This window comes from Caloranaerobacter azorensis DSM 13643, from assembly GCF_900129995.1.
GTDB classification, from domain to species: domain Bacteria; phylum Bacillota; class Clostridia; order Tissierellales; family Thermohalobacteraceae; genus Caloranaerobacter; species Caloranaerobacter azorensis.
Genome location: NZ_FQXO01000008.1, coordinates 48561 through 75248 on the forward strand (window position 1 = coordinate 48561; position 26688 = coordinate 75248).

The following is a 26688-nucleotide window of genomic DNA, read 5'->3' on the forward strand; positions in this document are numbered from 1 at the left end:
TATAATGGGGTAGTAGGTTAATAAATATAGAAGGTGAAATTAATGAGTAGAAGTAAGTTTCGTTTAGGCGAGTTGTTAATTTCAGCGGGCAAAATAACAGAAGAACAGTTAAAATATACTTTAGAAGAACAAAAAAAGACAGGGAAAAAATTAGGAGAATTATTGGTTGAAAAGGGGTATATAAAAGAAGAGGAAATAATAGAGGTACTTGAGTACCAACTTGGGATTCCTCATATGGATTTAGATAAGTATTTTATAGACCCTGAAATACCTAAAATAATACCAGAAAAATTGGCTAGAAGACATACTTTGATTCCTATAAAAAAAGATGGAAATAAACTTATAGTAGCAATGGCTGATCCGCTGAATATTTTTGCTATTGATGATATAAAAATTGCAACTGGGTTGGAAGTAGAACCAGTTATTTCGACTAGAAAGAATATATTAAATTCAATAGAACAATATTATGGTAAAGAAGTAGCAGAAAAAGCTGTAGAAGATTTTAAGAAGCAGTACAATGTTGATGACATTAATGAGATTGATGAGGAAATTATTACTCAAATAAATAATGCACCAGTAGTTAGATTGATTAATTCTATAATTAGACAAGCTGTTAATAGTAGAGCGAGTGATATACATATTGAACCATTTGAAAACAGATTGAGGATTAGATTTAGGATAGACGGTCAATTACAAGAGGTTATGTCTCCATCAATATCTACTCATTCTGCTATAGTAACAAGAATAAAGATTATGGGCAAAATGAATATTGCTGAAAAGAGGATACCGCAGGACGGTAGGGTAGAAATAGACATTGATGGAAAAGAAATAGATTTACGAATTTCAACAATGCCGACAGTTTACGGAGAAAAAGTAGTTATAAGACTTTTAGATAGAGGAAACTTTTTGTTTAATAAAGAACAATTAGGATTTATTAATAAAAATTTAGTGCGTTTTGAAAAAATAGTTAAAAATCCGAATGGTATCATTTTAGTTACTGGGCCTACAGGAAGCGGTAAAACAACAACATTATACGCTTTATTAAGAGAGTTAAATTCAATGGATAAAAATATCATTACATTAGAAGACCCTGTTGAATATAAGTTAGATGGAATAAATCAAGTTCAAATAAACAATAAAGCAGGGCTTACATTTGCAAATGGATTGCGTTCAATATTAAGACAAGACCCAGATATTATTATGGTTGGAGAAATTAGAGACGAAGAAACTGCAAGATTGGCGGTAAGAGCTGCAATAACGGGGCATTTAGTAATAAGTACAATGCATACTAATGATGCTCCGTCTACGGTAGCAAGACTTATTGATATGGGAATAGAGCCATATTTAATTTCTTCATCACTTGTTGGAGTTATTTCTCAAAGATTAGTAAGGAAAATATGTGATAATTGTAAAGTATCTTACACACCTGATCAGATAGAAATGAAAAGTCTTAATATAGATGAAAATACTAGGCTCTTTAGAGGAAAAGGGTGTAGTCAATGCTATAATACAGGATATAAGGGAAGAACTGCAATACATGAGATTATGATTATAGATAAAGAGATAAGAAGACTTATTGATGAAAATGCCAGCAATGATGTTTTGAGGATTAATTCATTAAAAAATGGCATGGTAACGCTTAGGGAAAATTGCAAATCTTTAGTTTTAGAAGGTGTTACGACTTTTGAAGAACTAATGAGAGTAACATATACTATAGAATAGGTGATAATATGAATATTTATGAATTATTGAAAAAGACTATTGAATTAGGTGCTTCAGATTTGCATATTACAGTTGGTTATCCGCCTGTTATGAGAATTAATGGTGAACTTATAAAGCATGGAGAAGAAGCATTGACTCCAGAAGAAAATATTGATCTTGTAAAACAAATACTTGACGAAGATAAGTTTAAACAATTAGAAATAAATGGCGAGATAGATACTTCCTATTCAATAGCAGGATTGGGAAGATTTAGAGTTAATATATATAAACAAAGGGGTACATATGGAATGGCGATACGTGCAGTATCGCTGAGAATTCCTACAATTGAAGAACTTGGACTACCTGAGATTGTAAGGGAATTATCAAGGAAGCAAAGGGGTTTGATATTAGTAACGGGACCTACTGGTAGTGGAAAGTCAACGACATTAGCTTCAATGATAGACTGTATAAATAAAGAAAGAAGTTGTCATATTTTGACATTAGAAGACCCTATTGAATATTTACATAAACATAATAAAAGTATTATAAATCAAAGAGAGATTGGCAGCGATTCTAGAAACTTTGCTAGTGCTTTAAGAGCTGCATTAAGACAGGACCCTGATGTAATATTAGTCGGGGAAATGAGAGATTTAGAGACTATTTCGATTGCCATTACAGCTGCTGAAACAGGGCACCTTGTGCTTTCGACTCTGCATACGATAGGGGCAGCTAAAACTATTGATAGAATTATAGATGTTTTTCCTCCTCATCAGCAGCAACAAATTAAAATACAGTTATCTACTGTATTAGAGGGGATAATATCGCAGCAATTGTTGCCTAGAGCAGATACTCAAGGAAGAGTATTGGCATTAGAAATAATGATAGCGACACCTGCAATAAGAAATCTAATCAGAGAAGGGAAAACATATCAGATACAGACAGCAATACAAACAGGAATGAAATTTGGTATGCAGACAATGGACAATTCACTTATAAATCTATTTAAACAGGGATTAATAAGTAGAAATACGGCATTAGATTATGCAGTTGATAGAGAATTTGTGAGTAGATTTATAGGATTTTAATAACATTTAGGTTAGGGGTGAATATATGCCCATCTACAGATATAAGGCAGTAACTTCTGATGGTAAGAAAATACAAGGACAGTATAATGCAAATTCTAAGAACGAAGTTATTAGTATGCTGAAGTTAGATAACATTTATCCAATCGAAATTAATGAAGTAATAGGTAGTAAGGATATAAAGGATTTAGAAATATTTAATAAAATAAAGACTAAAGATATTGCTGTATTCTGCAGACAATTTTATACAATGCTGAATTCTGGCGTTACTATTGTAAACTGTTTAGAAGTGCTTAAAAATCAGACTGAAAATAAAAAGTTGAAAAAAACTTTAGGACAAGTTTTCGAATCAGTTCAAAAAGGAATGACATTATCTGAATCCTTAAAAGAACATAAAGATGTGTTTCCAGAACTATTGATAAACATGGTTGAAGCAGGAGAAGTAAGTGGTAATTTAGATACGATAATGGATAGAATGGCTGTTCACTACGAAAAAGAGAATAAGATTAATAATAAAATAAAAAATGCGATGATATATCCGATAATATTAAGCATTGTAGCAATAATAGTAGTAGTTTTCTTATTAACAGTAGTAATGCCTACATTTGTATCGATGTTTCAACAAAGTGGGGCAGCATTACCTGTTCCGACACGGGTTTTATTGGGTATTAGTAATATAATAAAAAGTTATTGGTATTTAATTATAACATTAATTATGATTTTAATATATCTTTTTAAAAAGTATTATGCGACCGAAAAAGGAAAGGCATATATTGACAAGCTGAAACTTAAAATTCCCGTTTTAAATAAATTAATAAGGAAAATTACTACGAGTAGGTTTACAAGGACATTGTCAACATTATTATCTAGTGGAGTTCCTTTAATAAGAGCTTTGGAAATAGTTTCGAAAGTAGTTGGGAATAGAGTGGTAGAGGAAGGATTGAATGTAGTTAAAGATGAAGTAAGGAGAGGATTAGATTTAGCATCACCTATAGAGAAATTGGAGCTTTTTCCGCCTATGGTTGTATCTATGATAAGAATTGGTGAAGAATCTGGTTCTCTTGATGAAATATTGGACAAGACTGCAAATTTTTATGATGAAGAAGTTGAAGATTCCCTGCATAGATTGACTTCATTAATAGAACCATTAATGATTATAATTATGGCGTTAATAATAGGCTTTATAGTAATTTCAATGGTATTGCCTATGTTCGATATGATTAATACTGTGAGGTTTTAATGAAAGGAGGTGAAAAAAGTGATAAAGGCTATAAATAAAAGATTAAGAAATAAAAAAGGATTTACCTTAATAGAGCTAATTGTGGTAGTAGCTGTATTAGGGATATTAGCTCTAATAGCTATACCTAAAATGGTTGGAATTCAAGATGAAGCTAAAGAAGCAGTTGATGAATCAAATATGAAACTATTGCAAAATGCAGCTGAACTCTATGCTGCCCAGCATAATGGAAATTATCCTACCAAAGCTTCAGATTTTGAAGATTATTTATCTGAATTCCCAGAGCAGAGTGGTGGAGGGGCATTTTGGTTTGATACAACTGATGAAAAAGTAGTGAAATCACTTCCAGAAGGTCATAGTGGGTTTGAAATAAAATAATATCTTAGGTGAGATTATTATGTATATATTTATCACAGGCCTAATTATAGGTTCATTTCTTAATGTATGTATATATAGAATACCAAAAGGCGAATCAATAGTTTATCCACCTTCTCATTGCACAAACTGCAATACAAGGTTAAAAGCAATTGATTTGATACCTGTATTCAGTTATTTGTTAAATAAGGGAAGGTGTAGATACTGTGGGGAGCGTATTTCCCTGCAGTATCCATTTATAGAAATATTTAATGGACTAATTTGTTTATTATTATTTTATAAATTTGGGTTAAGTTTTAATTTAATAAAATATTTATTTTTAACAAGTCTACTTATAGTTATTAGTGTTATCGATTACAAACATCAAATTATTCCTAATAGTATTTTATTATTTGGTTTTTTTACCATACTTATCTTTAAACTATTATATTATTCAAAAGCTGAATTATTAAATAGTATTTTAGGACTATTGATTGGCGGCTTAATATTTTCAATTATTGTAATTGTATCTCGTGGAGGAATGGGTGGAGGAGATATTAGACTTATTGCTTTATTAGGATTTTTCTTTGGTTGGAAACATCTGCTCTTATTAATGTTGTTATCTTTCGTGATTGGTGCATTTTTTTCCATCATGCTATTATTATTAAAAATTAAAAGTATGAAAGATTTTATACCATTTGGGCCTTTTATTTCTATTGCCGCTATTATTACTATATTCTATGGTGATACTTTAATTTCATATTATATAAATTACTTTTTTAATTATATGGGGTGAAAATATTGTTTACTAGAGAAGTCATTTCGATAGACATAGGAACGAGATATATTAAGATTGCTGTAGGCAGGGAGAAAGATAACTGCATTGTTGTTAATAATATTTTTAAAATTGATACACCTTCGAACTCTATTAAAGATGGCAATATATTAGATTTAAATTCTATTAAGAATTCAATTAGCAGTAAAATACTGAAAGAAAAGATTAAAGCTAAGAAAGCAATTATTACAGTACAGAGTTCGTCTATAATAAAGAGAGAGTTAATACTTCCTAAAGTCAGAGAAGAAGAGCTAAATTCTATTATCAATATTGAGATAGAACAATATTTACCTATTATGTTGAACGATTATTTGATAGATTATAAATTATTAGAAGATATTGATGAGGATAATGTAAAGAAAGTAAGAGTATTAGTAGTTATAGCTCCAAAAGTTTTAGTTGAAAAATATTTAAAACTTATAAGAGAATTAAAATTAAAACCATATGTTTTAGATATTAATTCTAATGCAATTTCTAAATTATTTAGTTCAGATTTATTAATAAATGGTGAAAATTACAGTTTTGATAAGACTGTTGCAGTTATAGATTTGGGCAGTGAGCAAATTAATGTGAATATTATATCAAATGGAATTCTGTCGTTTAGCAGGCTGATAAATAGTGGTGGTAAAGAATTAGATATAAATATTGCAAATTCATTTAATTTAAATCTTGATGAAGCAGAAAAGAGAAAAATTGAGACAGCAGACTTATTTGAAAGTGGAATAGATATTACTTCTTCACAAGTTCTTAATAATATAGTCAAGAATACTATAGATGTCTGGATAGATGAGATTGACAAGGTATTTAATTATTATACAAGTAGAAGATTGGGGAATAAGATAGATTGCATATATCTATATGGTGGTAGTTCTAATATAAAAGGAATAGAAAATTATTTTGCAAAAAAATTAAATATAATCACTGAAAAGATATCAGACGTGAGTCTAGTAAAGGTAAAAGATGATGTGAATGATAAAGAAATTTCGAATTTTTTAAATAGTGTAAGTGCTATTATCAGAAGATAGTAGGTGAGCTAATGAAAGATATAAATTTGTTTTCTCATTATATTGGCAATAAGAAGTTTTATAAGAAAGAGTTTTTATATATAGGTATAATTGCTGCAACAATGTTTATCTTGCTGACTACAGTGACTTTAACTAATATATATAAAATTAAAAGTCTGAAAAATGAAATAAAAATGTTAGAGAGCTATTTGGAATCTGAAAATACGAAAGAAAAGTTAGCCGAAATAGAAAGTAAAAATAATAGATTTAAAATTATGAAACAATATTATAATACTTTAGTTGATATTAACGAGGAATTAAAGAAGCAAGACATTATAAATACTGATTTTTTGGAAAAAATTGCTTCGACATTACCTGATGATGTATATTTAAATGTCATGAATATAAGTTTAGATAATTTACAGATACAGGGAATTGCAAATTCTAGAGTTTCTATCGCTAAATTGCAGCATAATTTAAGAGAACTTGGTTTATTCAGTAAAGTAGTAGTAATAAATATAAATGAGGAAAAATCACAAAATAGATATATTTTTTCTCTAAAATGTATTTTAAAGGGAAGTGAAGGTTAATGAAACTGAGTAAAAGAGAAAAGTACCTTCTATTAATACTATTTTTTACTATTTTAATAGCTATGTATTACAAATTAGTTATTAATGGTCAGTTGGAGAAAATAAATAATTTAGAACAAACTGCTAAAATTTATAGAGCTAAAGTGAAGAGTGTAAAAGAAGAGTTGGAAAGTGAAGCAAATCAAGATATTGAATATAAAATATTAAATGAGAAAATCGTTAATTTGTCTAGTATGCTGTTACCTGAAATGTTTCAAGAGAAAATTATAATTAGCATTGACGAGATGATAAAAAAATCGAATATTAATGGTAATATATTAAGTTTTAATGGTCCTAATATTGATATTATTAGCAGAGAAGTAGAGAATAAAGAAAATGATGAATATTTAATGAAAAAGTTAGTAGAAGATTATTATAATTTAAATGAGAAAGTAAACAAAGATACAGAAAATAAAAATGAAAGTACCAAAACTGATGATAAAGCTAATGAAAGTAAAATAGAAAAAATGTCGTTGGATATTTTTTATACCGGTAGATATGAAAATTTAATAAAATTTATTGATTTAATACAGAATTATGATAAAAAATTACTTATTAAGAATTTGAATATTATAAGGAATTCAAATAATGAAATTTCAGGGAATATAAAGATTGACTTTTTTGCCGTACCTTTATTAAATCTAGTTTATGACGATTTTACAGTTTGGAATTTTGAAGAAAACTATGGGAAACAAAATCCTTTTTATTCAAGTAAAGTTGATACTAGAATAGAAAAAACTAATGAATCTAATAAAGTGTCTTATGATTTTGCAATGAATGTTAAGCCATACAATTCAGATTTACCAACAGTTACATTAGGTAAAACTAATGATTTTCAAAGAAAAACTTATGTATATGCAGATAATCCTTCAGTTGAAGATGTAGAAATTTATTTTTCAGAAACAAAAGGAAAATTTTTTTATAAATATAAAACTGGTAGGGATAAATATCCTAGAGATTTTAATAAATGGGTAGAATTTAATCCGTTGAGTAATTCAATAAATATTATTATATATACTCATAAGAGAAATTCCGAAAATGATATGTCTGGAGTAAATATTAAATTATATAATGAAACTAATAAACGTGTTTTTATTAAAATTGTTGGTGATGATCGTTATAGACCGAGAGTTAATGTTGTAGGTGAATCTGGATTGGTAGATATAGTGAGGGATTAATATGTGGCTTAAAAATAGGATAAATAAAGAAGCAGGTCTAACTTTAATAGAAGTATTGATAACTATAGCAATTTTAGGAATAATAATCGTTCCATTATCTTCATTTTTTATAACTTCAGCAAAGATAAATAATGAGTCAAGAGATAAATTTAAAGCTACATTAATAGCTCAGGAATTTTTGGAAGATATAAAATTATCAGATAGCATAATAGAAGGAGAATTCCAATATAATGTTGAAAATTATGATGTCATAGTAAATGTAACTAGTGTTTCAGATTTATCAGGATATGAAAATAGCAGTTTCTATAATACAATTGATTATGACATCAAAATCCAAATTGATAAAAATGATGAAAATTATATCTCAATATATGATAGAAAAGACAATTTGCTGGCAAATGATTATATAGCTGCAAAACCTAAAATATATGTTGAAATGTTAGAATCATCTATAATTATTAAAATCTTTGATGCTGATAAAGTGGTAAGTACTACAGAGTTAAAAAATTATGGGAATAAAGGAAGTTTAATTTTAGATATATTAGGCGATATGGATTTTACAGTAAAAAGTAGAAATCATACAGAAAAGGATATGATTTTATATTTCTGCAAAAGTGATAATTCAAATTCGAAATATAGTTTTCATAATTTAGGTGGTAAGGTAACTAGATATGAAAAAATTTTAATTTCAAATAATAATAGTGATTTTAAAGGATTATATCAAATAAATGTAGAAGTGAAAAAAGAAGGGCATACACTAGAGAAAATTACAGGATACAGGTTACTTTCTAATTAGGAAGTGAAACTTATGGTTAAATATATAAATAATAATAAAGGTTCGAGTTTAGTGTTTTTAATGATAATTATGACAGTATTAATTTTACTTGGTGTTACTATACTGACTATTTCAGTAACCAATTTCAAATTTAAAATGATTAATAGTAAAGTAAAAAAGAATTTTTACATGACAGAAGCGGGATTAGATGAGGCGTATATTATAGTAAAAAATTTAATTATAGAAGCTATAGAAGAAGGGAATAAATCAGTAGATGATTTTATAATGGATTTAGATTTAGAAGAGGGCAGCATATATATGAAAGAAGATGGAACGGTTGATTTAGAGGCTTTAAATCAGGCACAAAATGAGCTATTTAAAGATGTTTATAAAAATTATATATTAAAAAACATAAAAAGTAGATTAGAGAATTCTAATAATTATACAATTGAATCAAAAGGCATAAAGCCGCAGATTTGCATATTGAATGATATTTTTTATTTTTCTGATGATAGGCTTGAACTAGATATAGAATCTACATTTAAAAGAGATGAGATTGAGAAAAAGATAAAAGTTTCATTTGTTATAGGCGTACCGGATTATAATGAGCCGATCTATATTACATCAGTAGCGAATGAAATACCTATTAATGCAGTTTGGAGGAAAGCTATTTCTTCTGATAGGGATATGTTAATTGAAAGTGGAAACGTCGAAATTAATGGAGATATATTTATAAAGGGAATAGATAATAATGGTGGGATAATATTAAAAGGAGACAATGTGGCTTTAGATATTGATGGGAATATTGTTACAGAACACAATTTTAAGATAAATTCATCGAACAACAATATAGAAATTAACGGCAATATTTTTGCAAAGAATTTTATAATAAGTGAAGGTACTAATAATACAATAATAAATCAGGATAAAGGTTCTTTTTATCTGATGGACGATTTAGAACTAAATGGAAAAAGTTGCAAAATGAATATTAAGGGCAATTTTTATGGCATATCTGATAGTTCAGATGCTCAAAATTCAGATATGTCAAGTAGTATAGTAATTAATACAGACGATATTGGAAAAGGTTCTAAATTAAATATTGCTGGAGATGTTATAATACATGGAACATCTTTTATAAAAACTAATGGTAGAAAGTATCAAACGGGAGAATCGATATCTATAAAGGGAAATTATATAGCTTATACGCATCCTTTACAATATTTAGGTGATAGAGGGGATAATGAGGAGAGTTTAAATAGTGAAAATGTAGTTTTCGAGTACTATGATCCTCTTGTATTAGTAGATAGATTTATAGATGGGAAAAAATTATTAGTTCATGATAAGAGTGATTATATTAAGTTTTATCATGATGAATATCGACAGTCAAGTGGTTTAAATTTGGGAACGGGAATAGTGTTAAATGAATCTAAAGATTTAATTCATACAGGGGCTTTAGTGTATAATGGCAAAATTGTTCCAAGCCATATAAAAGTTGAAGATCAGGGAATTATAAACGAAAAGCGAGATGAATTTGATCTATATGTAAATAAAATGGGTGATAGGTCAATCAAAACAGAGAAGGTTACAGTAAGTGATCAGATAAATTATACTAAAATAACAAATAAGTTTGATTATAATTCGAAAAAAAGAGAGTTGATTATTTTAAATAAAGATAGAAAAAATTTTGCAGTAATTGGGCCTAATGGGGATAAATCAGTTTTGCCAGATGATGTAAATGAGGTTTCAGTCGATAACGATTTGGTTAAAGGATTAATAATAACTAATGGGGATATTTATCTATTAGGTGAAATTAACTTTATGGGTTCGATTATAACAACTGGCGATATTTATATTTATAATGATGGTCTGAAAAAGATTAGCCATAGTATTGATGCTGTTGCAAAATTAATTTATAAAAATGATATATTAGATATATTTAAAAATAATTCAAATAATAAAATAACATTAGAAAGTGATATAGATATTAATAAGGCAGAGCATGGAAATGGTATACAAATTACAGATTTAATAGAAGTAAGAAATTGGAAACTCATAAGATAAATAATAGGTGGTTAATGTATGAAATTGATAAATAGAGGCGGTTTTACAGTTTTAGAACTTTTGATATCATTAGCATTTGCTAGTTTATTAATATTAATGATATCCACATTATTTTTTATGAATGCTAATTCCTATAATAAAGAAGATATTGTTTTAGAGCTTCAATATCATGGACAAGTAGTTTTAAATTATTTTTCAGATAGAGTCATGGAAGCTAAAGGCGTTGTGGAGATAATAGATGTAAATAATATTGATTCATTAGATGAAGATTCTGAAATTAGGTTAAAAAAGGTTATTTTTAGAACGAATGATAAAGGAGTTATCTTTGAGGTTAAACCTAATAATAAGCTTTTTTACGGTGAAGGTATTGCCGGTTCGGCAAAAACAGAGATTGCTGATTATGTAGAATCGATTATTTTAAAACCTTTGCCAAATGGGAAAAAATTTTTAGATGCTGATGGTATAGAAATAACAGTGAATTTAAGTAAAAAAAATGTTACAGAAAGCTATAGTACGAAGGTGTTTTTTAGAAATAAAAAATAACGGGTGGGATAGTATGTTAAAGAAAATAATAGTATCTTTATTGACGATTAGTTTAATTTTCAATTTAATAGTGATTGATAATTATACGTTTGCAGAATTTAAAGATGAGATAAAAGCACCAATTAATTTGGTGAGAAATTTAGAAAAAAACCAGTATCAAGTAGGTGATGAATTTATAATAAATTATACTATTCAGCCGCAAAATTTAGCAATAGAAGATGTATATCCAGAATATTATCTTGTCGATAAAGAAATAGTTTTAGTAATGGATATATCTGGTAGTATGAACGACCCGATATATATGAATCAAAATAAAGAGGCAATAAAGATAAGAGAATATATTGGGAAAATAGAAAGTGATATTTACCGGTACAAAGTGAATATAGAATATATGTTATTATGGTGGTATACAACATATACAGAAGATTTGTTGAAAGATATAGAAGAAAATTTAGAAGGAATTAAAGAAAGTGTAAAAGGATTAAAAACTAATAAACAAAGAATAAATAGAGAATTGAAGAAAATAGATAACTATATAAAAAGTATAAGAGACAGTTTAGAAGAAATAAAAGCAAATAAGAATGTTAGAAGAAATAAAAGCGAGATACAAAAAAATATAGATAATATAATGAAAAGCACAGAGAAAATAAAAAAACTTTTAAAAATTAATAAGATAGCCAAAATAGAGGCGATGAAATTTGTAGCTAAGCGTTTTTTAGAAAAATTAAAAGATGATGAGAGAATAAAGGTGAATTTAATACCTTATGAAACAAAAGCTTGGGATTCAAGTTATGATGGAAAAGATTTTGCTGATTTATCTGATATTGAGGATTATAACGAGTTAATTAGGGATATAGATAGATTAGAACCTTATGGTGGTACCAATATAGGTGATGGATTAAGAAAGGCTTATTATAAATTGAAAAATTCACCTAATAAAAATGCAAGAAAGTATATTATTTTGATGACTGATGGTCAGCCTACTGCTTTTAGTTATGATAAAATCCATTATAAAAGCATTTTTGGGACATTTTGGTCTAAAGAATATTATGAATTAGCGAAAGTTGATGTTTTGTTCTATTTAGGAAATGAACTAAATTATCGAGCAGGAGATGGTACTTTATTAGATGATAATTTGGACTTAAAATATGCCAAATTAGTTGGAGAAAAACTTATAAAAAACGGTGGATTAGAAATCAAGTCATTTATGATAGGTTTTAGTAATGATGCAAATATGGAAAAATTAAAACAAATAGCCGATAGTTCAGGTGGATATTTTAAAAAGGCAGAAGATGGTAATGCATTAGATGAAGTATATCAGACATTAGCAGATGAAATCTGTAGCGACTTACCAATACACAGCGTATTATTTAAGGAAACAATACCTGCTGGTTTTGATATATTAGATGTATCAGAAGGGTTGCAAATTGAAGGTAATACTGTAATTGGCAATATTGGAAGCATAACTTATAGATTAGATAAAGAACGAAAAGAGTTTATAGCTGAACCAATAAATTTCTGGATAAAGGTCAAGGCAAATAGAGTAGGGAAATATAAGTTTGGGAATATAGAAGGTGAAAATGAATCGTATGTTAAATATAAAGATATAGATGGTAAAGATAGAATTAAATATTTCCCTGTAATTGATATATCAGTTTATGAAACAGACCCTCCTATTTTAAATGCAGAATTGTTTATTGAAACTGATTCTGCAAAATTATTAAATATTTCAGTAAATGAACCATCTTTTATTGAAATTTTATATAATGATGAAATTATAGATACTATTGATTGCAGAGAAGATTCTTTTGAAACTGGTAAAATGAAAAAATTTACTATTGAACTACAGCAGGATATTCAAGACAATAGTTTGGTTATAATAGCTACGGATTTATCGGGGAATAAGGTTAGGGAAACAGTACCTTATCTAAATTTGACTTCGGTAAAATTAGATGAGTATGAGCACAATGATTTAAACAGACCTGTTGAATTAGAGCTGTCAACGGAATCAAATTCAATAATAAAAGATATTACAATAAATGGAACTAAAGTGCAGGAAAATAAAGTTACAGACGAAGGATTATATACGGCTAATGTTTTATTGCGAGATGGGTTGAATGATATTTTAGTAACAGTAAAGAACCAGTACAACAATATAACTTGTAGAACCTTTAAAGTAGATATTGATGCAAAATCACCTGTAATAAATGCAGAATTAGAAGGTTTTAAATTAATGACTAATTTTGATGAAGAAGTGAAAGAGGTATGGATTGAAGCTGATTTAAACAATGATGGGATTATTTCCGAAGATGAAATTTTTGATAAAAATGATATCAATATATCATATAATGAATCTCACACAGAAGCATATATTATATTGGCTGAAAAGTTCTCTAATAAGCAAATAAAAATAAAGGCTAAAGATATGAATGGGAATATTGGTTTTTTAACATTTAAAATACCTAAATTGGATAGGATTTTAGATCATGGTCTTTTGGTAAATAGCATTCAATTGAAAAAATATGAAGATAATAGTATTAATATTGTAAATGGTTATGAGGTTAAAATTGGAGCTATTTTTAGTATAGATAGTGAAGCTAATACTTTGACTTTACATTTAAATAAAGATGGAATTGATAATGTAAAATTATTAGGTGAATTTAAATTTGATTTATATGTAATTGATGAAAATTCTATCATACGTAGAGTAGCAGTAAATCAACGAGATGTGAATATACAATCTAGTGATAATGAAATAGTTGTGAATATTGATTTAGGAGCATATAGCGATATTTTTGAAAATAAATTATTGTTTGTATATAATTTTAAACCTTTAGTTGAGAATTTAGATACAAGAGGTATTAGTATTTTAAATAGTTTTTCTATAGGTGAGAGCATAAAAGATTTAAAAGTTAATATAAAACATTTACCTAAAATTGAATAAAGTTAGGTAGGTGCAGCAATTGGTTTTTAAGTTAATAGAGAATAGGGGTTTAACTATTATAGAGCTATTAGTTGTAATTACTTTGATATCTTTAGTTTTGCTAATAGTTATTCCCCAAATTAAAACCAATGATTATGAGTTATTAGCACAAAGTAAAAAATTATGTAATGATGTCCGCAAGATTAGAATATTTCAAATGTCAGAAGGAGGGAATTACAGAATATTATTAGATGAGAAAGGTTATATGATATTAAAAGGTACAATTCAAATTAGTAAAGTAGATTTAAAAGAAAATTATAAAATAATTTGTTCTAAAAAAGAAATTATGTTTAAATTTAATGGAGCTCCAAGCTATGGAGGTACTACAATAACAGTTCTTGATTTAGAAACTGGCAGGTATTGTGAAATAACGATTGTACCCGCAAGTGGCAGGGTGCATATGACAGATGTAATACATTAATCATAAGAGGTGATTAAATGAGGTTATATAACTATATGGAAGATGTTGTTATTAAAGCAGTAGATTTAGCAATTGAAAAATGCCCGCAAGTTTGTAAATGTGAAAAGTGTAGATTAGATATTGCGGCTATTGCATTAAATAATTTACCGTCAAGATATGTTGTTACTGAGAAGGGGGAAGTATTTGCTAAAGCAGACGGTATGCAGCTACAGTTTGATGTAGATGTTTTAAGGGAAGTTACTAAAGCAATTGAGATAGTTTCAAAGAGACCAAAACATGATGATGTCTGGTGATAAAATGGGGAAAAATAATATAGTTTTAATAGGATTTATGGGTACTGGTAAATCTCATGTTGGCAGGTATATTTCGAAAAAACTTAATATGGAATTTTATGATACTGACAATGTAATTGAAAAAAAATATGGATGTAGTATAAGTTATATATTTGAAAGATATGGTGAAAATTATTTTAGAAAGATTGAGAGTGAAGTTGTTTCAAACGTGTCCCAAAATAGAAATATAGTGATTTCAACAGGCGGCGGTGTTGTATTAGATAAAAATAATATAGAGATGCTTAAGAAAAATGGGGTTATATTTCTTTTAGATGGTAGTTTTGATACGATTGTTAATAATTTATATGGGAATGTAGAAAAAAGACCTTTGTTAAAAGGTACAGATTGGAAGAAAAAGGCTAATGAACTTTTCTTAAGAAGAAAAAAACTGTATTACAATAGTGCCGATTATATTATTGGTATAGATAATAAAAAAGGAAATGCTATTGCTGAAGAGATTATAAACATTTATAATTTGCAAATATAAAGTTATTCTATTCAAAGAATTAGATTTATGGTAATATATAATAAGAATATTTAAGGATGTGTTTTCCAAATATGAAGAAAATATTGGTTATACATGGTCCAAACTTAAATATGCTTGGAATAAGAAATAAAAAGGTATATGGAGATATTACTCTAGAGACTATTGATAAAATGGTGAAGCAAAAAGGAAAAGAATTGGGTATAGAAGTTGAAACTTTTCAATCAAATTATGAAGGGGATATTATTGACAAAATACATATTGCTAAAGATTATTATGATGGTGTAATAATTAATCCTGGTGCATATACGCATTACAGTATTGCAATTAGAGATGCATTAGAGATACTAGATATACCAATAATAGAAGTTCATCTGACAAATATCTATAAAAGAGAAGAATTCAGACAGAAATCAGTGATAGCACCGGTTTGTACAGGTCAAATATGTGGTTTAGGTTATTTGGGGTATATTATGGCCATAGAATCGATATATGAGATTATTATTGGGGGGGGCAAGTTTTATGATTAATAGTGTGAGAATTGAACAATTAAAAAAATATATGAAAGAAGCAGATTTGGATTCTGTAATTATTTTCAAACCGGAAAATAGAAGGTACATAAGTGGCTTTACAGGGACTTCAGGATATGTAATAATAACTGACGAAGAGTATTATATGGCTACTGATTTTAGATATTTAAAACAGGTAAGTGTGCAGTGTAAGGGATTTAAAATTATTGAGTTAAATTCAGTACATACAATTTTTAATGTATTAAATGAATTAAAAATTAAAAGACTAGGTATTGAAGATAATTTTGCAACTTTACAATTTGTTAAAAATTTAGAAGAAAAATGTAGTCATATAGATATAGTTCCACTCAAAGGGGTTTTAGAAAAAATAAGAATGATAAAGGATAAAGAGGAAATTGAACTAATAAGGAGAGCAGCTGAAATTACAGATAAGGCATTTAATCATATATTAGATTTTATTAAAGTTGGAGTAAAAGAAGTAGATATTGCTTTGGAATTGGAATATTTTATGAAAAAATTAGGAGCCGAAGGACCTTCGTTTAAATTTATAATAGCGTCAGGAAAGAGATCTGCAATGCCACATGGCGTGGCTTCTGATAAAGTAGTTGAAGAAGGTGATTTTGTAACTATTGATATGGGTTGTATTTATAAAGGATATTGTTCCGATATGACCAGGACTATTGTTGTTGGAAAAGCTAATGAAGAGCAGAAGAAAATATATAATATTGTATTGGAAGCGCAAGAAAAATCGCTTAAAGCTATAAGACCAGATATAAAAGGTTGTGAAGTAGATAAAATAGCAAGAGATATCATTGCTGGTTATGGTTATGGAGAATATTTTGGACATGGGCTAGGACATGGAGTTGGATTAGAAATCCATGAAAATCCAAGACTTGCACAGAGCGAAATGGGTAAGATAGCTTTAAAACCAGGAATGATTGTTACAGATGAACCTGGTATATATATACCTGACTTTGGAGGAGTTAGGATTGAAGATTTAATTTTAGTTACAGAAGATGGCTATGAAGTGCTGTCTAAAACAACAAAAGAACTAATAGAAATAAGTTAATGGGAGGTATTGTAATGATTTCAGCAGGAGATTTTAGAAAAGGTTTAACTTTTGAAATGGACGGTGAAATCTACCAAGTTATTGACTTTCAGCATGTTAAACCTGGAAAAGGAGCAGCATTTGTTAGAACAAAAATTAAAAATCTAAAAACTGGTGCAATTAAAGATATTGCTTTCAATCCATCTGATAAATTTCCTAAGGCTCATATTGAAACAAAAGAAATGCAATATCTTTATAACGATGGAGAATTATACTATTTCATGGATACTGAGACATATGAGCAAATACCATTAAATTATGATAAAGTACAAGATGCTTTAAAATATATTAAAGAAAATGATGTAGCAGTTATGAGATTCCATGAGGGTAAACCATTTGAGGTAGTACCTCCTAATTTTGTAGAATTAGTTGTTACACATACAGAACCGGGAGTTAAGGGGGATACTGCAACAGGTGGAACAAAACCAGCTACTGTTGAGACTGGAGCTGTAGTACAGGTTCCTTTATTTATAAATATTGGAGATAAAATAAAAATTGATACTAGAACAGGTGAGTATTTATCAAGGGTATAGGCAATAATAATTTTAAGATTAACAAATAAAATAGGAGGTGCATCTCATGGAGTATTTATATGAAAAAATTGCTTATTTAAGAGGATTGGCTGAGGGACTCAATATTGATGAATCAACAAAAGAAGGCAAATTACTTATGCATATTATCGATACTTTAGAAGATTTTTCAGATGCAATTAATGAGTTGCAAGAAGAACAATTAGAGTTAGAGGAATATGTAGATGCAATTGATGAAGATTTAACTGAAGTTGAAGATGAACTATTTGGCGAAATAGATGAAGATGAGTTATTTGATGATGATGATTTTATATATGATGAAGAAGATGATGATATAGATTATGTAGAAGTACAATGTCCAAATTGTAATGAAGTAATATATTTTGAAAGAGATTTATTAGATGAAGAAGAAGAGGCAGAATGTCCAAATTGCCATGCTACAATAGAATTAGAAGATAAATAATTAAAGCCTGATGTCTTAAGACATCAGGCTTTAATTATTTATCTAATATTTTAATATATTAATCATATTATTTAATATTATTCATACTTATTTATAAAGGGGGGACATGTTATGGAAGAACAAATGACTAGTATTTATAAGAATAATTTATATAGTAAATCAGATGAATTTGAACAAATATTAAAATATTTAGACCTTGACTTATCAAATATTTTGAAAAAAATACCTTTATTGACTAGAAAACGAATTGAAGAAATAAGACTTAGAATAGGCAGACCTTTAGCTATTAATTATGATGGAAAGGATTTATTTTTAAAACCTAATGGTGCTATTACAGAAAATATATACGATGCTTATATAGTAAATGAGAAAAATATAAGGAACACTTTCCAGTTAATAAGTAATTACTCAGTATATGCTTTTGAGGAAGAACTTCGCAATGGGTTTATTACAGTTAATGGTGGACATAGAATTGGTATAACTGGAAAAGTTCTATATAGGAATAACAATATTTATACAATAAAGGAAATTTCATCTTTAAATATAAGAATAGCTCGTGAAAAAAAAGGTGTATCTGATAAAATTATTAAGTATGTTATAAAAAAACCCAATACGATATATAATACTCTGATTGTTTCACCTCCGCAATGTGGGAAAACAACGCTACTTAGAGATTTGATTAGAAACTTAAGTAATGGTATTCCTAGATTAAATTTTTATGGCTTAAAAATAGGAGTTGTTGATGAAAGAACTGAAATAGCAGGTATTTATAAAGGATATCCGCAAAATGATGTTGGTTTTAGGACAGATGTGTTAGACAGTTGCCGTAAATTTGAAGGTATGATGCTTTTGTTAAGATCAATGTCTCCTAATATAATCGCTACAGATGAATTAGGAGAGGAGAAAGATATTGTTGCTATTCATCAGGCTTTAAAAGCAGGAGTCAAAATTATTTCAACAGTACATGGCGAAAGTATTAATGATTTATTAACTAGACCTTATCTAAAACAAATTTTAAAAGAAAATATATTTGAGAGAATTATAATATTGAGTAATAGAAAAGGTGTAGGAACTGTAGAAGATATAATGGACGGTAAGACCTATAAATCAATTATTAAGAAAGAGGTATAAATTATGCTTGTAGTTAGATTAATTACTAGTATAACAATAATATTTTCTTGTACTTTTATAGGTTATTATTTAGCAAATAGATATAATAAAAGATTTATAAACTTAATAAAATTGCAAAATTGTATACAATTATTAGAAACTGAAATTGTATATTGTTCTACGCCGTTACCAGAAGCATTAGAAAACGTATATAATAAATGCGATAAAAGCGTTTCTTTTATATTTAAAGATTTAAGGAATTTATTAGTAGATAATAAAAATCTAAACGTATATGAAGCATTTTCTTATCAGACAGAAAATTTATCTAAAAAATTATATTTAGATTTCCAAGATATAGAAATTCTAATGTCATTAGGAAGAGTTCTGGGTATAAGCGATAGGGAGGATCAACAGAAACATTTTAAACTTGTATTAATGCAGTTAGAAAATTGCCAAAAAGATGCAGAAGAGAAAAAACAGGTAAATGAGAAACTTTTTAAAAATCTAGGTGTATTAACAGGATTGGCTATAGTAATTCTTTTATTTTAAATGAAGGGAGAGTTAATATGAATGTCGATTTAATTTTTAAAATAGCTGCTATAGGGATATTAGTATCTGTTCTTAATCAAGTTTTAATAAGAGCGGGTAGGGAAGAACAGGCTATGATGACTACATTAGTTGGATTAGTAGTTGTATTAATGATGGTTATAAATTTGATTAGTAAATTATTTGATAATGTAAAAACAATATTCAACTTATATTGATGGGATGATGCTTATGGAAATCATACAGATTGTTGGAATAGGCATTATAGCTACTATACTAGCTGTTTTATTAAAACAGGAGAGACCAGAAATATCTTTACAGATTAGTATAGTTACCGGATTAATAATTTTTATTTTTGTTATTTCAAAGTTGAGTTATGTAATTAAGGTATTGAGTAATTTAGCTCAAAGAATCGATATAGATTTTATATATTTTTCTACAATACTTAAGATTATTGGAATTGCGTACATAGCCGAATTTGGTGCTCAGATTTCAAGAGATGCTGGAGAAGAAACAATAGCATCTAAAATTGAATTGGCTGGGAAAATACTGATAATGGCTTTATCGGTACCAATATTATTAGCAGTATTAGATTTAATTTTAAAAATAATGCCATAGAATTTAGGTGATACCAATGAATAATAGATTTTTATTACTATTAATAATGATTCTATGCTTTATACCAGAATCTGTTGTTATAGCCGAAGACAATATAGGAATAGATAATATTATAGAAGAACAATTAGAAAAATTGAATATAGAAGAATTACAGAGAACTATCGATAATATTACAAAAGATAATGAACAGTATTTAAAAAAAATAGATGTTTTAGAATATATAAAGTCTTTATTAAAGGGTGAAAGAGTGTTTTCTTTTGAAGAAGTATTAAAGAGTTTGCTTACTTTAATCTTTAAAGAAATAATGATAAATTCAAAATTATTGGGACAGCTTTTGATATTATCAATTCTTTGTGCAGTATTAACAAATATTCAAAGTGCTTTTGAAAAAAATACGGTTGGAGAATTAGCGTTTTATGTTTGCTATATGTTGCTAATAGCTATTGCGATGAAAAGTTTTGTAATTTCAATGAGTCTAGCTAATAAAGCTATAGATGAAATGGTTTTATTTATGCAGGCTTTATTACCAATTTTAATAACTCTTTTATTGGCAGTAGGAGGTATTACAAGTGCAGCTATTTTTAAACCAATTATTTTTGGCAGTGTAAGCATAATGAGTACACTAATGAAAAATGTTATATTGCCTTTAATTTTTTTTTCAGCAATAATAGGAATAATTAGCAAATTATCTAATAAAGTACAGATATCAAAATTATCTAGTATTATTAGACAGATAACAACTACTTTATTAGGTATGTTATTAACCATTTTTTTAGGTATTATGTCAATACATGGAGTTACAACTTCGAAATTAGATGGAGTTACTATTAAAACAGCAAAATTTGCAATGGACTCTTTTATACCAATTGTAGGAGGTTTTTTATCTGAAGCTATTGATACTGTTGTTAGCTGTTCTTTACTATTAAAAAATGCTGTAGGTGTAATTGGATTAGTTTTAATATTCATTATTTGTGTTATACCAATCATTAAAATAGTATCTTTGATTTTAATTTATAAATTTACAACTGTTATAATAGAGCCAATTTCGGATGAAAGAATAATCCAATGTTTAAATGAAATTTCTAAATCTCTTTTGATGATATTTGCTGTAATTAGCTCAGTAGGGATCATGTTTTTTATAGCTGTTACAATAATTGTTGGAGCTGGAAATATAACGACTATGTTGAGATAGAGGTGGTATTTTTTGATAAATTTATTACGACAGTGGACAATTACAATAGTAACATTAGTTGTAATTATAACGTTTCTTGAAATAATATTACCTAAAAATGATTTAAAAAAATATATAAATGTTACGACTGGATTTCTTTTAATAATTACAATACTAAATCCATTCATAAAATTATTAAGTAGCGATATAAATATAGAAAAAGAAGTATTTAAAAATATTATGTTAAAACCAGAAAATGACTTTTACATAACAGATGAGTACAAGAAATACCAAGAAGATCAAACAATGAAATTATATAAAGATAAGATAAAAAAACATATTAAAAAGACTATAGAGGATACTTTTAGATATAAAGTAGTGAGAATAGAGGTTGATATCGAAAATGAAAATACAGAAAATTTTGGGGAAATAAAAAAAATAAAATTAATATTAGTTCAAGAAAATACTGATTTTAAGAACAAAAATGTTCATGATAAGTATTCAATAAATATTGAATCAGTAAAAGAAATAAGAGTTAATTTAGAAAGTGTTGAAACAGAAAAAATAGAAAATAGTGATGTAGTTAATCGTGAAGTAGAAGAAATCAAAAAACTAATTTCTAATAATTATAAACTTCCAAAAGAAAGTATTTTAATTATATACGAGTAAAAGGTTGGGAGGATTCTTATGAAAATACTAGATTTATTAAAAGAAAAGTTTGACAATAACAATTTAATGACAACATTAACTATAATTGTTGTGTTAGGAGCAATTATTTTGATAGCTACAAGTTCTTTTGTAGGAGAAACTGATAAAAAGAGTGTACCTGAAACAGTTTTATATCAAGAAAGTAGTTCTGTAAAAAGCAACAGTAAAATAATAGAAGATTATGCAAGCACAATTGAAAGAAAATTAGAAGATATTTTAAGTAGTATAGATGGAGTTGGAAAGGTTAAAGTAATGGTTACTTTAGAAGATACAGCAGAAAGAATACCAGCAATTAATACAACTAGAACAGAAGAAAAAACGAGTGAAAAGGATTCAAAAGGGGGGATTAGAGAAGTTTCTAAACAAAATTATTCAGAACAAATAGTTGTCAATAATAGCGATGATGATTCATTAGTAATAATTAAAGAAGTTAAACCAAAGGTAAAAGGGGTTATTGTTGTAGCAGAAGGAGCAGATGATTTGTATATAAAAGAAAAGCTCTATGAGGCTGTAAAAACAGTATTAGGAATAAGTGGTAATAGGGTAGGTATATTTTCTAGCAAACCATTAAAATAGGGGGGAATATGTATGGTTATTAAAAAAAGGACTTTGTTATTAGTATCATTGTTAATAGCTTTAACGATTATTGGTTATATTAATCATTCGATTACTAAACAGGCATTATTAGAAACTACAAGTGAATATGAGAGATATGAAGATAAGAAATTAGAAGATGTATTTATGGATGATAGTAAAATTGTAGAAACTTCTGCTGATTATACAAAAAATGAAAATGAAGAAGTTGTTGATAGTAAAGATAATGCTATATCGTCAATTTCAAATAAAATTGAGAGTAAGATAGAGGAAAATATTATAAAGGAAGAAAATCGTAAGAGTAATAATTATTTTGTAGAATATAGACTTTCAAGGGATAAATTGCGTGCAAATTTAGTTGAAAGACTAAATGATATTGTCAATAATGAAAAGACAGATGAGGAGACTAGGAAAAAGGCACAAGAAGAAATAATGAGGATTGGAAATATTTCAGAGAAAGAATTGTTGATTGAAGGATTAATAAAAGCTAAAGGATTTGAAGATGTACTTGTTTTTCTAAAAAACGATAGTGTAAGAGTAATAGTATCAGCAGATGTACTTAATGAACAAGATGTAATAAAAATTTTGGAAATAGTAAAAAGCGAGACTAATCTTGAACCTTCAGCGATAAAAATAATGAAAAAATATTAGTTATATTTGTCAAAAGTTAATGGGTTTGGTATAATATTTATGTATTGCTGTAAAGATTTTAGGAGGTGAAACTAATGGCTGAAATAAATAATAATGCTAGTGAATATGGACAAATTAAAATAGCGGATGAAGTAGTAGGTATTATTGCTGGATTAGCCGCAACTGAAGTAAAGGGAGTTGCAGGGATGAGCGGCGGTATTGCTGGCGGTATTTCGGAAATGTTGGGAAGAAAAAATTTATCTAAAGGTGTAAAAGTAGAAGTGGGAGAGAAGGAAGCTGCAATAGATTTATACATAATTGTTGAATATGGGGCTAAAATACCTGAAGTGGCATGGGAAATACAAGAAAACGTAAAAAATGCTGTGCAGACTATGACAGGTTTAAATGTAGTAGAAGTAAATATACATGTTCAAGGTGTCCATATAGAGAAAGAAGTTAAGGAAGAAGAACAACAGTTGCAACCAAGAGTAAGATAGCATAATTTAACCCTCTGATTTTTCAGAGGGTTAATTTAAATATTTTTAAGGAAGGTGTTACAATGAACATATTTGATAGAATTATTTTTACTATTTTTACTATATTTTTTGTATTGATTTCAATTGTTATAATTATATTGCCTTTTGATGTTATACAAAATAATATTATTGATGAAGCAGTTCTCTTTTTAAATAGTTTGGCAGGAAACTATTGGATTATATTAGTAGGGTTGGTGATGTTATTGGTAAGTTTAAGACTTTTATTTTCTGGGATTAAAAGGAACAAAAAAAGTGAATATATAATTAAATATACAAATTTAGGGGAACTCAGAATATCGACTCAAACGATAGAAGGTTTAACTTACAGTGTTACAAATAGTTTTAATGAAATAAGAGATGTTAAGGCAAATATTGAAATAGTTGATGATGAGTTAATAATATTAATTAATGCAAGGGTTAGCCCTAATGTTAATATACCTGAAGTTATTTTCAAAATACAAGAAAAGGTAAAAGAACATGTTCAAAATTGTTCTGGAATTAAGGTCAGAGAAGTTAGATTTAAAATTAATGAGATTGCTTCTCAAGTTAGAACCATTAAGTAAATAAGAGGTGTTAAAAGTGTATAAAGAAAAATTAATAGAATTATTTCAAAAACATCAAGGTAAAATAATTGGTAGTATATTAGGATTTTTTATTGCAATAATTATTCTTTTGATCGGTTTATTTAAAACATTGTTTATTTGTATATGTGTTTATATCGGTTACTATTTTGGAAATAAAATTGATAATAGAGAAGATTTGAAAGAAATACTTGATAGGATTTTACCGCCAGTTAAGTATAGATGATACATATTTTCCAATGATATAAGGAAGAATAATACAACAAGAGATGAGGTGTATAAATATGAGTAGAAAAATTGCAAGGGAAGAAGCTGTAAAATTATTATATCAGATGGAAATGAATGAAGACTTTTCTGAACAAACAAAAAATGAGTATTTAAAGACTAATAATTTTAAAGAAGATGAGGTAGAGTATTTAAATAGAGTTTTTGAACGTTTAATTGAAAAATTACCAGTGATCGATTCAAAAATAGAAAAATATTCAGAAGGATGGAAAATAAATAGAATAGCAAAGGTGGACTTGTCAATTTTAAGGTTGGCAATATTTGAAACAATGTATATGGATGATATTCCCATTGAAGTTTCAATAAATGAAGCTCTTGAAATCAGTAAAAAATATAGCACTGAAGAATCAAGTAAATTCATTAATGGGCTATTAGGTAGCTTTGTAAAGGAATGGAATGATATTAATGGATAGTTATTATCTAGGAATAGATACGAGTGCATATACAACTTCTATTGCAGTATTAAATGAAGAGGGTAAAATAATTATCGATTTGAGAAGAACATTAAAAGTGAAAAAAGGAAGTCTAGGATTAAGACAGCAGGAAGCAGTTTTTCAACATATAAATAATTTACCTGAAATGTTTAATTATATAGCAAATGAAATTGATTTAAATAAGGTTAAGACTGTATCAGCTAGTGTAAAACCAAGAAATGTTGTTGGTTCTTATATGCCAGTTTTCAAAGTTGCACAAGGTCATGCATTTATACTAGCAAGGGCTTTGAATGCGGATTATAAGGAGTTTTCGCACCAAGATGGTCATATAGCAGCTGGCATTTTAAACTGTGAAATTCAACAATTGGAGAAATTTTTAGCCTTACATATTTCAGGAGGTACTACAGAACTTCTGCTTGTAGAAAATAAAAAAGATGTTTTTTCAGTAGAACAAATTGGCGGCACATTAGATATTAGTGCCGGACAGTTAATAGATAGAGTAGGTGTTGAGTTGGGACTACCCTTTCCGTGTGGTCCATATTTGGACGAACTATCGGTTAGTGGTAACTTTGTAGAAAAAAATATTCCAATTAGTACTAATAAAACATGGATAAATTTTTCAGGTCCAGAGACTTTTTTTAAAAGGATTATAAAACAACATACTGATAAACCAGAGAATATAGCATTGACATTATTCGATTGCATTGCTAAATCTTTAAGTAGTATTATTAAGTATGCAATTAAAGTATATGAAATAAATAATATTTTAATTATAGGGGGGGTTGCTTCTAATAGTTATATAAGAGAGAAATTAGAGAATGATATAGTAAATAAAGGTATTGGAAAATTGTTTTTTCCAAATAAAAATTTTTGTACTGATAATGCTATTGGAATAGCATATCTTGGATTAATTAAATACTAATTGTGATAGTGTAAAAAGAAATATGAAAAGTTAGAGAAAAGATTGGATATACTTTAAGATGATATTTTAAAGATTTTACCCAAAAAAGGGCATAAATATCCCGTAGGGTGTAATTTAACTTTAAATTTTAACTGTTAATTTGTCAAGGTGCATTTTAAAATTAAGCAGCTTCTTTTAAAATATTGCTTCTATGCTTTTGATTTTCTATGGCATGTAGTTGTGCTAATTCAATTAGTTTAGCCCATTTTGCTGGCATTGTTTCGTATCTATTCAGCTCAGTTAGTGGTATTGGTACTTTACCAT

The 26688-nt window shown here is 27.8% G+C and carries 32 protein-coding genes; all 32 read left to right on the top strand.

Going from position 1 to position 26688, the window contains the following annotated elements; translation table 11 throughout:
- Positions 1 to 42: 42 nt before the first annotated feature.
- The 32 genes from gspE to BUB51_RS01970 all read left to right on the top strand — a co-directional run bounded on the left by gspE (position 43) and on the right by BUB51_RS01970 (position 26385).
- The gene (gene gspE, locus BUB51_RS01815; RefSeq protein ID WP_073194951.1) at positions 43 to 1722 is read left to right on the top strand and encodes a type II secretion system ATPase GspE; all 1680 of its coding nucleotides are present in this window, start codon (positions 43 to 45) and stop codon (positions 1720 to 1722) included.
- 8 nt (positions 1723 to 1730) lie between these two features.
- Positions 1731 to 2786 carry a type IV pilus twitching motility protein PilT gene (locus BUB51_RS01820; RefSeq protein ID WP_073194953.1) on the top strand — a complete coding sequence of 352 codons (1056 nt, stop codon included), beginning with the start codon at positions 1731 to 1733 and terminating at the stop codon, positions 2784 to 2786.
- A gap of 25 nt (positions 2787 to 2811) precedes the next feature.
- Complete coding sequence (locus tag BUB51_RS01825) at positions 2812 to 4023, top strand: type II secretion system F family protein (RefSeq protein ID WP_035161214.1); 1212 nt, start codon at positions 2812 to 2814, stop codon at positions 4021 to 4023.
- An 18-nt stretch (positions 4024 to 4041) separates the two neighbouring features.
- On the top strand, positions 4042 to 4398 hold the full coding sequence (locus BUB51_RS01830; RefSeq protein WP_159430369.1) for a type II secretion system protein: 357 nt from the start codon (positions 4042 to 4044) through the stop codon (positions 4396 to 4398).
- Positions 4399 to 4417: 19 nt separating this feature from the next.
- Positions 4418 to 5170 (top strand): prepilin peptidase, encoded by a 753-nt coding sequence (locus BUB51_RS01835; protein ID WP_073194956.1) that lies wholly within the window; start codon positions 4418 to 4420, stop codon positions 5168 to 5170.
- Positions 5171 to 5175: 5 nt separating this feature from the next.
- Positions 5176 to 6234: a type IV pilus assembly protein PilM gene (gene pilM, locus BUB51_RS01840; RefSeq protein WP_159430370.1), complete on the top strand. Its 1059-nt coding sequence runs from the start codon at positions 5176 to 5178 to the stop codon at positions 6232 to 6234.
- 11 nt (positions 6235 to 6245) lie between these two features.
- Positions 6246 to 6803: a PilN domain-containing protein gene (locus BUB51_RS01845; protein WP_073194959.1), complete on the top strand. Its 558-nt coding sequence runs from the start codon at positions 6246 to 6248 to the stop codon at positions 6801 to 6803.
- A complete protein-coding gene (locus BUB51_RS01850) occupies positions 6803 to 8020 on the top strand; it encodes a hypothetical protein (protein ID WP_073194961.1) in 1218 nt (405 codons plus the stop codon). Before BUB51_RS01845 ends, BUB51_RS01850 begins: the two co-directional genes overlap by 1 nt.
- A 1-nt stretch (position 8021) precedes the next feature.
- Positions 8022 to 8816, top strand: coding sequence for a type IV pilus modification PilV family protein (locus BUB51_RS01855; protein WP_073194963.1), 795 nt, complete (start codon positions 8022 to 8024; stop codon positions 8814 to 8816).
- 12 nt (positions 8817 to 8828) lie between these two features.
- Positions 8829 to 10856, top strand: a complete 2028-nt coding sequence (locus BUB51_RS01860) for a pilus assembly PilX N-terminal domain-containing protein (protein WP_073194965.1) — start codon at positions 8829 to 8831, stop codon at positions 10854 to 10856.
- A gap of 18 nt (positions 10857 to 10874) precedes the next feature.
- A complete protein-coding gene (locus BUB51_RS01865; protein ID WP_035161196.1) occupies positions 10875 to 11399 on the top strand; it encodes a PilW family protein in 525 nt (174 codons plus the stop codon).
- A gap of 13 nt (positions 11400 to 11412) precedes the next feature.
- A complete protein-coding gene (locus BUB51_RS01870; protein ID WP_073194967.1) occupies positions 11413 to 14343 on the top strand; it encodes a VWA domain-containing protein in 2931 nt (976 codons plus the stop codon).
- A 19-nt stretch (positions 14344 to 14362) separates the two neighbouring features.
- Entirely contained in the window at positions 14363 to 14803 is a 441-nt protein-coding gene (locus BUB51_RS01875; protein ID WP_073194969.1) for a pilus assembly FimT family protein, read from the top strand.
- 17 nt (positions 14804 to 14820) lie between these two features.
- Positions 14821 to 15096 carry a late competence development ComFB family protein gene (locus BUB51_RS01880; RefSeq protein WP_035161190.1) on the top strand — a complete coding sequence of 92 codons (276 nt, stop codon included), beginning with the start codon at positions 14821 to 14823 and terminating at the stop codon, positions 15094 to 15096.
- Positions 15080 to 15622, top strand: coding sequence for a shikimate kinase (locus BUB51_RS01885; RefSeq protein ID WP_083599469.1), 543 nt, complete (start codon positions 15080 to 15082; stop codon positions 15620 to 15622). The genes BUB51_RS01880 and BUB51_RS01885 overlap by 17 nt, the downstream gene beginning before the upstream one ends.
- A gap of 71 nt (positions 15623 to 15693) precedes the next feature.
- A complete protein-coding gene (gene aroQ, locus BUB51_RS01890) occupies positions 15694 to 16149 on the top strand; it encodes a type II 3-dehydroquinate dehydratase (RefSeq protein ID WP_073194971.1) in 456 nt (151 codons plus the stop codon).
- Positions 16142 to 17218: a M24 family metallopeptidase gene (locus BUB51_RS01895; RefSeq protein ID WP_073194973.1), complete on the top strand. Its 1077-nt coding sequence runs from the start codon at positions 16142 to 16144 to the stop codon at positions 17216 to 17218. Before aroQ ends, BUB51_RS01895 begins: the two co-directional genes overlap by 8 nt.
- A gap of 14 nt (positions 17219 to 17232) precedes the next feature.
- The gene (gene efp / locus BUB51_RS01900; RefSeq protein WP_035161183.1) at positions 17233 to 17790 is read left to right on the top strand and encodes an elongation factor P; all 558 of its coding nucleotides are present in this window, start codon (positions 17233 to 17235) and stop codon (positions 17788 to 17790) included.
- Between the two features lie 46 nt (positions 17791 to 17836).
- Entirely contained in the window at positions 17837 to 18250 is a 414-nt protein-coding gene (locus tag BUB51_RS01905; protein ID WP_035161180.1) for a CD1247 N-terminal domain-containing protein, read from the top strand.
- Positions 18251 to 18361: 111 nt separating this feature from the next.
- Positions 18362 to 19381 (top strand): stage III sporulation protein AA, encoded by a 1020-nt coding sequence (gene spoIIIAA / locus BUB51_RS01910; protein WP_081943440.1) that lies wholly within the window; start codon positions 18362 to 18364, stop codon positions 19379 to 19381.
- A gap of 3 nt (positions 19382 to 19384) precedes the next feature.
- Complete coding sequence (spoIIIAB, locus tag BUB51_RS01915; protein ID WP_073194975.1) at positions 19385 to 19909, top strand: stage III sporulation protein SpoIIIAB; 525 nt, start codon at positions 19385 to 19387, stop codon at positions 19907 to 19909.
- A gap of 17 nt (positions 19910 to 19926) precedes the next feature.
- Positions 19927 to 20124, top strand: a complete 198-nt coding sequence (spoIIIAC, locus tag BUB51_RS01920; protein ID WP_035161176.1) for a stage III sporulation protein AC — start codon at positions 19927 to 19929, stop codon at positions 20122 to 20124.
- A 13-nt stretch (positions 20125 to 20137) separates the two neighbouring features.
- Positions 20138 to 20524, top strand: coding sequence for a stage III sporulation protein AD (gene spoIIIAD, locus BUB51_RS01925; protein ID WP_073194976.1), 387 nt, complete (start codon positions 20138 to 20140; stop codon positions 20522 to 20524).
- 16 nt (positions 20525 to 20540) lie between these two features.
- Positions 20541 to 21716 carry a stage III sporulation protein AE gene (gene spoIIIAE / locus BUB51_RS01930; RefSeq protein ID WP_073194978.1) on the top strand — a complete coding sequence of 392 codons (1176 nt, stop codon included), beginning with the start codon at positions 20541 to 20543 and terminating at the stop codon, positions 21714 to 21716.
- 12 nt (positions 21717 to 21728) lie between these two features.
- Positions 21729 to 22364 carry a stage III sporulation protein AF gene (gene spoIIIAF / locus BUB51_RS01935; protein WP_073194981.1) on the top strand — a complete coding sequence of 212 codons (636 nt, stop codon included), beginning with the start codon at positions 21729 to 21731 and terminating at the stop codon, positions 22362 to 22364.
- An 18-nt stretch (positions 22365 to 22382) separates the two neighbouring features.
- On the top strand, positions 22383 to 22979 hold the full coding sequence (locus BUB51_RS01940; RefSeq protein ID WP_035161168.1) for a hypothetical protein: 597 nt from the start codon (positions 22383 to 22385) through the stop codon (positions 22977 to 22979).
- Between the two features lie 12 nt (positions 22980 to 22991).
- Positions 22992 to 23648, top strand: a complete 657-nt coding sequence (locus BUB51_RS01945) for a SpoIIIAH-like family protein (protein WP_073194986.1) — start codon at positions 22992 to 22994, stop codon at positions 23646 to 23648.
- 74 nt (positions 23649 to 23722) lie between these two features.
- The gene (locus BUB51_RS01950; RefSeq protein ID WP_035161162.1) at positions 23723 to 24124 is read left to right on the top strand and encodes an Asp23/Gls24 family envelope stress response protein; all 402 of its coding nucleotides are present in this window, start codon (positions 23723 to 23725) and stop codon (positions 24122 to 24124) included.
- A 62-nt stretch (positions 24125 to 24186) separates the two neighbouring features.
- On the top strand, positions 24187 to 24726 hold the full coding sequence (amaP, locus tag BUB51_RS01955) for an alkaline shock response membrane anchor protein AmaP (protein WP_073194988.1): 540 nt from the start codon (positions 24187 to 24189) through the stop codon (positions 24724 to 24726).
- 16 nt (positions 24727 to 24742) lie between these two features.
- Complete coding sequence (locus tag BUB51_RS01960; protein WP_073194990.1) at positions 24743 to 24970, top strand: DUF2273 domain-containing protein; 228 nt, start codon at positions 24743 to 24745, stop codon at positions 24968 to 24970.
- 58 nt (positions 24971 to 25028) lie between these two features.
- A complete protein-coding gene (gene nusB, locus BUB51_RS01965; RefSeq protein ID WP_073194992.1) occupies positions 25029 to 25442 on the top strand; it encodes a transcription antitermination factor NusB in 414 nt (137 codons plus the stop codon).
- Positions 25435 to 26385, top strand: a complete 951-nt coding sequence (locus BUB51_RS01970; RefSeq protein ID WP_073195000.1) for a Kae1-like domain-containing protein — start codon at positions 25435 to 25437, stop codon at positions 26383 to 26385. The genes nusB and BUB51_RS01970 overlap by 8 nt, the downstream gene beginning before the upstream one ends.
- Positions 26386 to 26688 lie beyond the last annotated feature (303 nt).